Annotated in this window: 9 protein-coding genes; 5 read left to right on the top strand and 4 right to left on the bottom strand. The window is 71.6% G+C overall.

What is annotated here, in order from left to right; all coding sequences use genetic code 11:
• Window positions 1-46: 46 nt before the first annotated feature.
• Both ACFY2X_RS07915 and ACFY2X_RS07910 read right to left on the bottom strand, forming a co-directional pair.
• The gene (locus ACFY2X_RS07915) at window positions 47-964 is read right to left on the bottom strand and encodes a zinc ribbon domain-containing protein (protein WP_389934015.1); all 918 of its coding nucleotides are present in this window, start codon (window positions 962-964) and stop codon (window positions 47-49) included.
• A gap of 684 nt (window positions 965-1,648) precedes the next feature.
• Window positions 1,649-2,278, bottom strand: coding sequence for a TetR/AcrR family transcriptional regulator (locus ACFY2X_RS07910; protein ID WP_389934012.1), 630 nt, complete (start codon window positions 2,276-2,278; stop codon window positions 1,649-1,651).
• Between the two features lie 104 nt (window positions 2,279-2,382).
• Between ACFY2X_RS07910 and ACFY2X_RS07905 the strand changes: the two genes are divergently transcribed.
• From ACFY2X_RS07905 to ACFY2X_RS07895, 3 genes are all read left to right on the top strand, one after another.
• Window positions 2,383-3,339: an oxidoreductase gene (locus ACFY2X_RS07905; RefSeq protein WP_389934010.1), complete on the top strand. Its 957-nt coding sequence runs from the start codon at window positions 2,383-2,385 to the stop codon at window positions 3,337-3,339.
• Between the two features lie 181 nt (window positions 3,340-3,520).
• Window positions 3,521-4,174 carry a class I SAM-dependent DNA methyltransferase gene (locus ACFY2X_RS07900; RefSeq protein WP_389934008.1) on the top strand — a complete coding sequence of 218 codons (654 nt, stop codon included), beginning with the start codon at window positions 3,521-3,523 and terminating at the stop codon, window positions 4,172-4,174.
• Between the two features lie 272 nt (window positions 4,175-4,446).
• Window positions 4,447-5,265 (top strand): S1 family peptidase, encoded by an 819-nt coding sequence (locus tag ACFY2X_RS07895; RefSeq protein ID WP_389934006.1) that lies wholly within the window; start codon window positions 4,447-4,449, stop codon window positions 5,263-5,265.
• A gap of 139 nt (window positions 5,266-5,404) precedes the next feature.
• On the opposite strand, the gene ACFY2X_RS07890 is transcribed toward ACFY2X_RS07895, so the two are convergent.
• The gene (locus ACFY2X_RS07890) at window positions 5,405-5,848 is read right to left on the bottom strand and encodes an HD domain-containing protein (RefSeq protein ID WP_389934004.1); all 444 of its coding nucleotides are present in this window, start codon (window positions 5,846-5,848) and stop codon (window positions 5,405-5,407) included.
• Between the two features lie 188 nt (window positions 5,849-6,036).
• Window positions 6,037-6,867, bottom strand: a complete 831-nt coding sequence (locus tag ACFY2X_RS07885; RefSeq protein ID WP_389934002.1) for a hypothetical protein — start codon at window positions 6,865-6,867, stop codon at window positions 6,037-6,039.
• Between the two features lie 98 nt (window positions 6,868-6,965).
• Here ACFY2X_RS07885 and ACFY2X_RS07880 point away from each other — a divergent pair, with 98 nt between their 5' ends.
• Both ACFY2X_RS07880 and ACFY2X_RS07875 read left to right on the top strand, forming a co-directional pair.
• Window positions 6,966-7,961: a GlxA family transcriptional regulator gene (locus tag ACFY2X_RS07880; RefSeq protein WP_389934000.1), complete on the top strand. Its 996-nt coding sequence runs from the start codon at window positions 6,966-6,968 to the stop codon at window positions 7,959-7,961.
• A 213-nt stretch (window positions 7,962-8,174) separates the two neighbouring features.
• Window positions 8,175-11,330 carry a BTAD domain-containing putative transcriptional regulator gene (locus tag ACFY2X_RS07875; RefSeq protein ID WP_389933997.1) on the top strand — a complete coding sequence of 1,052 codons (3,156 nt, stop codon included), beginning with the start codon at window positions 8,175-8,177 and terminating at the stop codon, window positions 11,328-11,330.
• Window positions 11,331-11,349: the final 19 nt, after the last annotated feature.

Raw genomic sequence — 11,349 nt, 5'->3', positions numbered from 1 at the left:
CCGGGTCGGCTTCGGTTGCCCAACGGCTGGAACCGTTCACCAATTCTCAGTGTGTGTCTGTGAGGATCGGTGAGCCGCCGCGTTGCCGGGGCAGCGTTCCCCTGATGAGGGGTTCCCGTTTCGCCGGTGCGTGCCCGGCACGGGCGCCGGGGCCTACCGCTCCTCCACGGGCGTTTACCGTCTCCCCGCAACTCTGGGCGACGTCGTGCTCATACCCGGCCGCCAGCGCGGCCAGGTTACGTGCGGCGTTGGCATCCCGATCCAGGACCAGGCCACAGGCCGCACAGGAGTAGGTGCGCTCCGACAGGGCGAGCTTGGCTTTCACCGCGCCACAGCCGGAACACCTCTTGCTAGAGGGGTACCAGCGGTCGGCCACCACCAGCCGCCCGCCGCGCCAGGCGCTCTTGTAGGTCAACTGGCGGCGCACCTCGGCCATGGCGGTGTCGGCGACCGCGCGGGCCGGCTTGCGGGTGGACTCGGCCGTGCGGATCGTGCCCAACCGGGGCAGGGTCACGTGGCGCCGGTCGGTCTCCAGGCGGATCGCTCCAGTGGTGAACCGGCACGACAGCGCGGCGCGGTGCTTGGCCCTGAACCGGGGAAACCCGACCCGTTTGCCCGCCCGGGTGCCTTGGCGGGAGGCCGACCAGTTCGTCAGCGCCCGCGCCAGGCCGTCCAGGCCGGAGCTGTAGGCCTCCTTGGAGTTGTCCGCCCACCACGGCGCCACCTGGTCCTTGGCGGTGTTCCACGCCCGGCGCAGGCCGTACAGCGACCACGGCACCTCGGTCAGCAGTTCCTCGGGCACCCCGTAGGTCTTCTCCGCCTCCCGCTGGGACAGGGCGGCCCTGACGCGGGCCAGCCCCCAGTTGAACGCGAACCGCGCCGCGCCGCAGTGCGAGGCCAGCGCTGCGGCCTGCGCGGGGGTGGGGTCGAGGGCGTAGCGGTAGGCCTGATGGACCCGCACCACCCTCCACCCCTTTACTTGAAGTTGTCGTTCAATCACTGTTAGTTTATCTCGGGTGCGGGTCGGCGGCCACCCGACCGGTGAAGGACTCACGCCCGGCGCCCCCGCGACACCCGCACCCCGCGCTCCGGCGCTTCCCGCGACCGGTAACGGCCGACCGGACGCTTCCGTGGCGCGCCGACTCTGGATGTCCGGCGGGCCGCCCGCCTCTCCGGGCGGAGGAAACCAGAGAAGAACCGATAAACGCCGATAAAACAATCAACAGCTCACACCCCATCGGCCTGTCCCCGGACGGGGACACGATCACCCTGGCGGAGTACGCGCCCAAGACCCGGCTGCAGACCATCAGCCGCTTCTGGCAGACGTCCACGGCGGGCAACGCGAGAACCGTCGACGTCGCCGGGCCCTACCTGGCCGGCAGGCTCGGTCCCGACGGAAGAAGAGCGACGTCAACGACCCTGCCCCGAGCTTCGACCCGCCGTACGTTCCCTTCACGGCCTACGCGGTGAACGTCACGGCCGGCGAGGCCAGGAAGCTCGCCACCTACACCGCCCAGCACTTCTTCCAACTCGTGCTCCCCGGATTCCCCGGGACCCTGTGACTTGGCTCTTCTTCGACAACCGTCTGGCTCGCCACCGGGAGGAACGGGTCAAGATGCAACGTCACCCAGGCCGATGATCGGCATTCTCACCCGTTGACCGGCTCGTCGTCGTGCGCCGCCCGCAGGGCGCCGGCGCGCGCGGCGGCCAGCGTGACGCGCACCGCCCGGTCGGCGGTCGTCTCGTCGACCAGGTCGGCGGTGATGAGCAGGCGCAGGTAGATCGGCGCGGCCAGGGTCTTCAACAGCTCCGCGGGGTCGGTGTCCCCGGGAAGTTCGCCGCGCTCGATGGCGTGCATCACCACCGGTTCGGCTCTGGCGAGCCGGTCGTCGAACACGTGTCGCCGGGCCGCGGCGATCTCCGGAAGGTGAGCCGCCCCGGTGAACATGGCGGCGAGGATTGCCTGCCCGGTGGGGCTGGTGTACGCCTGGACGAGTGAGCGCGCCAGTGCCCGCAGATCAGTCTCGACCGCTCCGGTGTCGGGAACCGGGATGTCCATTGCCATGTGCTCGGCCAGGGCGTCGGTGAGCAGGCTCTCCCGGTCCTTCCACCGCCGGTACACCGTCGTCTTGTGAACTCCGGCGCGCTGGGCGACATTCTCGACGGTCAACGCGGCGTAGCCCTTGTCCACGAGTTCGGCGAGCGTGGCGGCGTGGACGGCGGCGCGTACTTTGGCGCCGCGGCCGACCGGCCTGGCCGGGGACTGATCAGACTGCATTGCAACTCCGAGTTGCGAAATTTCCGGACCGAGTGGCAGGATCACTTTATCGCAACTTCAAGTTGCGATACGTTCCCGTTGCATCTTTCCCGAGGTGGCACATCATGCGGAACTCTCCCGCTTGGACCCTCCATGCCGTCCCTGACCAAAACGGCCGAGTCGCGGTGGTGACCGGCGCCAACAGCGGCATCGGCTACGTCACCGCCCGCGAACTGGCCCGCCACGGCGCCCAGGTCGTCCTGGCCTGCCGCGACCCCGAACGCGGCCGGGCCGCGCTCACCCGCATGCAGAGCGAGGTGCCCGGCGCTCACCTGGAACTGCGCCGGTTGGACCTGGGCAGTCTGGCCTCCATCCGAGAATTCGCCGCCGGTTGGAACCGCGGCCGGCTCGATCTGCTGGTCAACAACGCCGGGGTGGCGATGGTGCCCTACGCCCGGACCGCCGACGGGTTCGAGTCGCAGTTCGGCATCAACCATCTGGGCACCTTCGCTCTGACCGGCCTGCTTCTGCCTCATCTGCTCGCCGCGCCCGATCCGCGGGTGGTCACTGTCAGCAGTGAGGGACAGCGCTTTGCCCGCTTCGACCTGGAAAACCTCAACGCCGAGCGCGGCTACCGCACGGCGTTCGCGTACGTGCAGTCCAAGCGGGCCAACCTCTACTTCGCCGTCGAACTGCAGCGCCGGGCCGACGCCGCCGGGCTGAAGCTGCGCAGCATGGCCGTCGCGCCCGGACTCACCCGCACCAACGTCCTCACCGGCGGCGCCAACAGCGGCAGAGGACGGCTGTACGCCACCTTCACACGCCTGCTGGTGCACGTGGCCTTTCGCCCGACCCCCGAAGGGGCGAAGACCTCCCTGTACGCGGCGACCGTACCGGACCTGCCCGGCGGCAGCTACATCGTTCCCGACGGCCTGCTGCAACTGCGTGGCGAGCCGACTCGTCGCACTCGTGAGCGCGCCATCCGTGACGCCGCCACAGCCACTCGCCTGTGGCGGTTGTCCGAACGCCTCACCGGCATCACCTACACCCTGTCCGCCGCCGCAGCGACACCCCTGCCATAGCAGCCATCGGCTATCACGCCGACTGCGCCGTTCCACGGCACGACGCAGTTGAGCACGTTGGAGCCGCACGTGCTCACGCCCAGATGCCCATATGCCCAGCGCGCCGGCCCAGCCCCATCCCTGTCAGCGATCCTGATGGTCGCGGTGTGCGCTCTCGGCCACTTGAGCTACCGTGTCCGGCATGATCGCCGAAGGCTGGTTGGCAGACACCCGGGCGTCCTACGACACCGTCGCCGCAAGCTATGCGGACCAGGTGCGCGACCTACTCGATCAAACGCCCTACGAACGCGCGTTCTTGGCGCTGTTCGCCGATCTGGTGCAGACCACCGGCCGGGGGCCGGTTGCGGACGTGGGGTGTGGGTCCGGGAGAATCACGGCCTACCTGCAAAAGCTGGGCGTGGACACGTTCGGGATCGACCTGTCGCCCGCGATGATCGAGGTAGCTCGGCGCGATCACCCCGGTCTGCGGTTCGAGGTCGGTTCCATGACGGACCTCGAACTCGCCGACGCCTCGATGGCCGGCCTGGTCGCCTGGTACTCGCTGATCCACGTTCCCGACGACGAGATCGGCGCGGTCTTCACGCACTTCCGGCGAGTGTTGCGGCCCGATGGCCCACTGCTACTCAGCTTCCACGTCGGCAATGAGTCTCGATTGATCACCCAAGGCTACGGCGGCCACCCGATGAAGGTCTACGTCCATCGCCGTCGGCCTGACCAAGTGGCCTCCTGGCTCAACGACGCCGGCTTCACGGTCGAGGCACAGATGACTCTGAGCTCAGCCGAGAGCACGCTCGGAGGAGTTCTCATGGCGCGTCGGCGGCCCGATACCCAGTAGGGGCGAATCGCCCCGACTTTGATCAGGCGGAGCATGTTTCATGAGCGACCGCCTATGAAACGCCTGCCCAGAGCGGGCTCACCTCGCAGGTGGCCGAGGCTCCGCGGGTCGCCGGGTGGCCGACTCCCTGCGGGCTGCGCGCCGCTGGGCGTATCCACGCCTGCTCAGGTGGGGTTATCCCTACCGCATGTTGGCCTGCTGGCATGATCACCCTGGCGAAGCCGGACATATAGCTTCATAACGTCACAAACAACCGATGAAGGGCTTCATCCGTGTCTGGCACCACCTCGTTCCGCCGTATCGTCACCCGCTCTGCCGTCGTCGCGCTGGCCGGAGCGGCCTGCCTCGCGGTCACCGCCGGGAGCGCCGGAGCGATCATCAACGGCTCCAAGCCCACCGAGTCCTACCCCTTCATGGCGACCATCCCGATCACGGCCCCGCTCATGGGCCTGACGGACGGCAACTGCGGCGCGGCCCTGATCGACCCCCAGTGGGTCGTGACCGCCGCGCACTGCCTCGACATGGAGATCGGCTCGATCCCGAAGGGCACGGTCCACATCGGCAGCGACAAGCGCAAGTCCGGCGGAACCGTCCGCAAGATCGCGCAGGCGTTCCCGCACCCGGACTACGCCCAGAACTCGCCGAACAAGAACGACATCGCGCTGGTCCGCCTGGACCGGCCGGTCGGCGTCATGCCCATCAAGATCGCCGAGCGGGCGGGCAAGCCCGGCACGCCGACCCGGATCATCGGCTTCGGCGTCACCAAGTTCAGCACCGACCCGGCCGACTGGAAGATGGCCGGGAAGCTGCGTCAGCTCGACACCCGCCGCGGAGCGGTCTCCGAGTGCGGCCCCGGCTTCGCCGATGGCACCCGCCTGTGCACCGTCAGCCAGAAGCCCAAGGCCATGGCCTGCAACGGCGACTCCGGCGGCCCCCAGATCCAGCGCGGCCGCGGCGGCCGCTGGGAACTGATCGGCGTCACCTCCGGCCCCGGCGCCAAGAGCCCCTCCTGCGAGCAGGGTCCCGGCCTTTACACCAACGTGCCCGCCTACAGCGACTGGATCAACAAGACCATCCGCGCGAACAGCTGAGCCGCGGCCCGGCGGGCCCGGCGGCGGGCCGAGCCCGCCCCGGGCTGCCCCCGAGGTGCAGGCCCGGTTTGAAGGGCGAGGCCTTGCCGGCCAAGGTGTGAATTCGCCCGGGTTGAACCAATCATGAGGCGAACAGAACCTAGCGAGCCTCGGTCTCGTCGAGGATCCTCAGCGCGCTGTCGTATTTCCGCTTGAGTGAGGCGGCCTTGTCCGGGGCGAGCATCGCCAGTCTCTCCGGGGAGGAGTTGTGGCCGAGGTCCGCGCGCTTGACGATCCGCCCGAGGGGGTGGGCCGCCGAGCGCCGGACGAAGTCGTCGTAGGGCTCCCCCTCGCCACGGGTGACGGACAGGATCGCCTCCACCGTGTACGGCTCGACCCCGGCGGCCAGGAGGTCCTCCGCCGTCACCTCGGTGTCCTCGATCACGTCGTGGAGCATCCCGGCGATCTGGGCCTGCAGGCCGTACGGCTCAAGCGCCGCGGAGACGGCGACGGGGTGGTGAATATAGGGCCGTCCGGATTTGTCCGTCTGCCCGTCGTGGGCGCGATGCGCGAGCAGGCGTGCGTCGTCGAGGGTGAAGGTCATGATCAGCTCCTTCGGGGGATATGACGACCCTACCCACGGTGGCCGGCGAGCTCACTTCAGAGGGCCGAATATGAGCACATCGAGCATGTCCGTATATGCCCGCGTACCGCCGGATCCCGCCAAGGCGCACAGGTAGAGCGTCGTGCGGCCGTCGCCGGGCCGGCCGTGGCGGGCGACGGGCCTCCCGCTCACCTCAGGTTCGGCAGCAGGATGGTCACCCCGACGATCAGGTCGAAGACACCGCACCATTCGGCGTAGCCGCGCGGCACCACCTTGCGGGTGACATGGTGACCCAGATCCCACGCGGCGTGTACGAGCCAGCCGGCCGCGATCAGGTAACGCGCCGCCGCCGGGTCGGAGTTCGCCGCGGCCAGCGCCAGCGCGGCGTACCCGGCCAGCCCGGCGAGCTGCAGCGCGAGCACGCCAGGCCCGCGCAGCGTGCGGCGGAGCACGCCGATCACCAGGTAAGCGACCGGCAGCACCAGCAGGAGCGGCGGTGGCGGCACCATCGGCTCCGTCCAGAGCGTGATCGTCATCAGCAGCGCGAGCCACGTCGGCCAGCGCGCGGCCAGCGCCCGCGCCACGGGGCCGCCGGGCAGCGGAGCGGAAGGCCGGTGCGGCGCGGCGTACTCGGCGCGGCGGCGCAGCATGACCAGCAGCATCGCCGGGAGCATGAGCACGTGCCCGGCCATCATGAGGCCGTCCGCGGACAGCGCCCCGGCCCAGTACGGCCCGAGCAGCACGGCGAACGGCGCGTACATCGCCGCCCCCATCTCCACGATCGCTCCGCGTCCGTGACCCCGGTGGCGCATCCAGACGGCCATGCCCAGCGTCATGTTCGTGGCCATCACCAGCACGGCCGCGTCAGGGCGGGCGAACAGCTCTGCGCCGCCGGTGAGCACGTCCCACACCGGGCCGAGGAGGAGCATGCCGGCGACCATCGCCACCAGCATCTCCGCGTAGTGCCACCAGAACCTCCGGCCGAGCAGCTTACCCCTGGGGGGTGTCTGTGTCGTCATGCGTCCCACTGTCGGCGCCGCGCGTCCACGGCACCAAGGCTCGGCCCCGATGTGTCCAGAAACTTGGGATGTTGGTCCTCCTGACGTACAGTCCCGGCATGGACTGTCGGCGGGTGGTGGTCGTCGGATACCACGCGGCAGAGCTGCTGGACATCGCCTGTGTCACCACACCCCTGGTGATGGCCAACGCATGGGGAGCCCGCCCGCCGTACCAGCCGTGCCTGGCCACGCCGGGCGGGCGACCGGTCACCTGCGGCAGCGGGCTGACCGTGCAGGCGCAGGAGACGCTGGAGCGCCTGACGGGGCCGCTCGACACGCTGCTGGTCTCCGGCGGGATCGGGCACGAGGAGGCCGCGGCCGACCCGGGGCTCGTCGCGCACGTGCGCCGGCTGGCGCGGGTGAGCCGCCGGGTCGCGTCGGTGTGCACAGGAGCCGGCGTGCTGGCCGCCGCGGGCCTGCTCGACGGGCGGCAGGCCACCACGCACTGGCAGTGGGCCGACGCCTTCGCCGCCCTCCACCCCGAGGTCAGCGTCGACCCGAAGCCCATCTTCGTCAGGGACGGCCAGGTCGCCACGGCCGTCGGCGTCACCAGCGCGCTGGACCTGACGCTGGCGTTCATCGAGGAGGACAACGGGCCCGAGGTGGCCCGGGAGGTGGCCCGCAACCTCGTGACGTACCTGCAGCGGCCGGGTAACCAGGCGCAGATGAGCATGTTCACCGCGGCGCCGCCGCCCGGCGACGGGCTGGTGCGGCGGGTGGTCGACCACATCACCCGCGATCTCGCCGACGACCTGTCCGCCGCGACGCTGGCGGGCCGTGCCGGGGTGAGCGAGCGCCACCTGTCGCGGCTGTTCGTGCGGCACCTGGGGATGACGCCCGGCCGGTACGTCCGGCGGGCCCGCACCGAGGCGGCCGCCCAGCTGCTGGTGACCACCGGGCTGCCGACGGCGGCGATCGCCGCGCGGTGCGGGTTCGGAAACGCGGAGACGCTGCGGCAGGCGTTCACCGAGATATACGGGGTCTCACCATCCCACTACCGCGCCACCCAGTCGGCGGCCACCCGCCCCGCCCCGGCCGACCCGGCGTCTCCCTGAGAGACCGGGCCTCAGGGCGACAGGGAGGGGCCGGCGCGCCCGTGCGGCCGGGTCGTGCCGCCGGAGCGTCACCGCCCGCCCCGTCAAAGTGCCGGTGTTCGTCCCTGACCCCCTTCCTGCCGCTTCCACGGTGCCGGAAGGAGCTTCAGGTCCGTTTCCCGTCCGCTTAAGGTCGTCGATGTAAGCCGTACCGATCGGGTTGAGGGGACATGCATGCGCTTCGGGGTGCTGGGACCGCTGGCGGTCTGGACCGACGGCGGGGAACCCGTCACGATCCCCGGTTTGAAGGTCCGCGCGCTGCTCGCCGACCTCCTCGTCCACCAGGGACGGCCGGTGTCGGCCGACCGGCTGGTCGACGACCTGTGGGGCGAGGAGCCGCCGGGCAATCCGGCGGGCGCGCTCCAGGTCCGCGTCTCGCAGTTGCGACGCGCGCTGGAGGACGCCGAGCCGGGCGGCAAGCACCTGGTCGTCTCCCGCGCGCCGGGATACCTGCTGCAGGTCGGCGCGGACGCCGTGGACGCCGGGCGGTTCGCCGAGCTGACGGCGCAGGCCCAGGCGACGGACGACCCGCGGGCCAAGGCGGCGCTGCTGTCCGACGCGCTGTCGCTGTGGCGCGGGCCGGCGTTCGCCGACTTCGGCGACGAGGAGTTCACCCGCGCCGCGACCGTCCGGCTGGAGGAACAGCGGCTGGCCGCCGTGGAGGAGCTGCAGGAGACACGGCTGACGCTGGGCGAACACGGCCTGCTCGCCGGTGAGCTCGGCGACCTGGTGGCCCGGCATCCGCTCAGGGAACGGCTGCGCGCCGCGCACATGCGCGCCCTCTACCTTTCGGGACGGCAGAGCGAGGCGCTGGCCAGCTACGGCGAGCTGAGGGAACGGCTGGCCGACGAGCTCGGCCTCGACCCCGGCCCCCGGATCGCCGCGCTGCACCAGGCGATCCTCGAACAGGACCCGGCCCTGAACGGGCCGGCCGAGCGGCCCGCAACGAACCTGCCCGCCTCGCTCAGCGACCTGATCGGGCGCGAGGAAGCGCTCGCCGAGGTTCGCCGCCTGCTTGAGACGAGCCGGCTGGTGACGCTCACCGGCAGCGGCGGGGTGGGAAAGACGCGGCTGGCGCTGGAGACGGCCGCCCGGCTCGCCGAGGCCTTCACCGGCGGGGCGTGGCTGGTCGAGCTCGCCCCCCTCGACCGCGAGACGCGTTCCCTGGCGGAGACCGTCCTTGCGGCTCTGGACATCCGGCAGGACGCGGGCGCGGCGGGTGTCGCCGACCGGCTGGCCGAGGCGCTGCGTCCCAGGCGGCTGCTGCTGGTGCTGGACAACTGCGAGCACGTGGTGGACCAGGTCGCCGAGCTGGCTCAGCTGCTGCTGAGGTCGGCTCCGGGGCTGCGGATCCTGGCGACGAGCAGGGAGCCGCTGGCCGTGGCCGGTGAGACGCTGTGGAGCGTCCCTCCGCTGGAGGTGCCCGACGGTGCGGACCTCGACGCGGTGGAGCGATCCGACGCGGTCCGGCTCTTCGTGACGCGGGCCGCCGCCTCGGCCCCCGGGTTCGCCCTCGACGCGCGCAACGCCCATGCGGTCGCGCAGCTGTGCCATCGGCTCGACGGGATCCCGCTGGCGTTGGAGCTGGCGGCGACGAGGGTCCGCGCGCTCGGCGTCCACGAGCTGGTGGCCCGGCTCGACGACCGGTTCCGGCTGCTGGCCACCGGGCAGCGCGGCACCCCCGCGCGCCAGCGGACGCTGATGGCGATGATCGACTGGAGCTGGGCGCTGCTGACCGAACCGGAGCGGGTCGTGCTGCGGCGCCTGGCCGTCCACGCCGACGGCTGCACCCTGGAGGCCGCGGAGGAGGTCTGCGCCGAGGACGGCCTGGACGTGCTCGACCTGCTGGCCCGTCTGGTCGACCGGTCCCTGGTCGTCGTGGTGGACGGTGCGGCGGGCGTCCGCTACCGGCTGCTGGAGTCGGTGGCGGAGTATTGCCTTGAGCGTCTCTCCGAGGCGGGCGAGCTCCAGAGCGTACGGCTCGCGCACGCCCGGTACTACACGGCGCTCGCCGTACAGGCCGAGCCGCACCTGTACGGGCACCGGCAGCGGGAGTGGCTGCAACGCCTGGATGCGGAGGCGGCGAACATGCGCGGCACGCTCGACACGGCGGTCCGCCGGCAGGACGCCCGCGGTGCGCTGGAGACGGTGAACGCGCTCGCGTGGTACTGGTTCCTGCGCGGCAGGCTGGCCGAGGCGCGGCGGTCGCTGGAGTCGGCACTGGCCGTCGGCGGGGACGCGCCCGCCGCCCACCGGGCCAGGGCCGCGGCCTGGAACGCCGGGTTCGCGCTCCTGCTGGGCGACGCCGTCGACTGGGAGGCGGCCCTGCGGATGTTCGACGGCGCCGGCGACGCCGGCGGGCGGGCCAGGGCCGAGTGGTTCCTGGGCCGGGCGATGACCGACCTGATGTCCAGCCAGGAGCTGGTGAGCGAGGCGCTGGCCGCCTTCCACGCCACGGGCGACACGTGGGGAATGGCCGCGGCGCTGAGCCGGCGGGCCAGGGACGCCTTCACCCGGCGGGACCTGGTCGCACTGGAACGCGACGGCGAGGAGAGCGTCCGGCTGTTCCGGGAACTCGGCGACCGCTGGGGCCAGTTGCAGGCCACGGAGTGGCTCGGCGGACTGGCCGAGATGACGTGCGACTACGAGCGGGCCACCCGGCTGTTCACGGACGGCCTGCACATGGCGGAGGAACTCGGCCTGTGGCCGGACGCCGCCCGGCATACCTCCTGGCTGGGCTGGATCGCCCTGCAGGCCGGTGACTACGAGCGGGCCGTGGAGCTCTGCGCGCGGGGCATGCGGCTGGCCGCCGACCAGGGATACAAGGAGGGGCAGACCATGGCCGAGATGGGGCTCGCCTTCGCCGCGCGCAGGGCGGGCGAGCTCGGCCTGGCCGAGACGCATCTCCGCAACCTGCTGGAGGGGGTTCCGCGGGATCCGGACGCCGAGCCCGCCCTGCATCTGCCGACGACCCTCATCGAGCTCGGATTCCTCCGGGAGCGGCGCGGCGACGCCGTTGCCGCCAGGGATCTGCAGCTGGAGGCCCTCGCCGCGGCGCAGAAGATCGGCGACCCCCGGACCACGGCGTTCGCCGTGGAAGGCCTGGCGTCCGCGGCGGCCGCCGGAGGCTCACCCGACCGGGCCGCCCGGCTCCTGGGCCTGGCGGCCGGGGCACGGGAGACGAACCAGACCCCGGTGGGGCCGTCGGAGCGGAGCGAGGTCGACCGGATCACGGCGCGGGTCCTCGAGGCGCTCGGCGAGACGGCCTTCGCCGCCGCGTACGAAGAGGGCGGCAGGCTGAAGCTCGACGAGGCGACCGACCTGGCCTGACGTCCTTCGCGTACCCGGC

The sequence above is a fragment of the Streptosporangium sp. NPDC000396 genome, assembly GCF_042898655.1.
Lineage (GTDB): Bacteria > Actinomycetota > Actinomycetes > Streptosporangiales > Streptosporangiaceae > Streptosporangium.
The sequence above is the reverse complement of the archived record's forward strand: the minus strand, read 5'-3'. Positions and strand labels throughout refer to the sequence as shown.

Bases quoted from the DNA above. Each gene is read 5' to 3' on its own strand.
- ACFY2X_RS07910 (WP_389934012.1), bottom strand. From the start codon at position 2,278: ATGCAGTCTGATCAGTCCCCGGCCAGGCCGGTCGGCCGCGGCGCCAAA.
- ACFY2X_RS07905 (WP_389934010.1), top strand. From the start codon at position 2,383: ATGCGGAACTCTCCCGCTTGGACCCTCCATGCCGTCCCTGACCAAAAC.
- ACFY2X_RS07900 (WP_389934008.1), top strand. From the start codon at position 3,521: ATGATCGCCGAAGGCTGGTTGGCAGACACCCGGGCGTCCTACGACACC.
- ACFY2X_RS07890 (WP_389934004.1), bottom strand. From the start codon at position 5,848: ATGACCTTCACCCTCGACGACGCACGCCTGCTCGCGCATCGCGCCCAC.
- ACFY2X_RS07885 (WP_389934002.1), bottom strand. From the start codon at position 6,867: ATGACGACACAGACACCCCCCAGGGGTAAGCTGCTCGGCCGGAGGTTC.
- ACFY2X_RS07880 (WP_389934000.1), top strand. From the start codon at position 6,966: ATGGACTGTCGGCGGGTGGTGGTCGTCGGATACCACGCGGCAGAGCTG.
- ACFY2X_RS07875 (WP_389933997.1), top strand. From the start codon at position 8,175: ATGCGCTTCGGGGTGCTGGGACCGCTGGCGGTCTGGACCGACGGCGGG.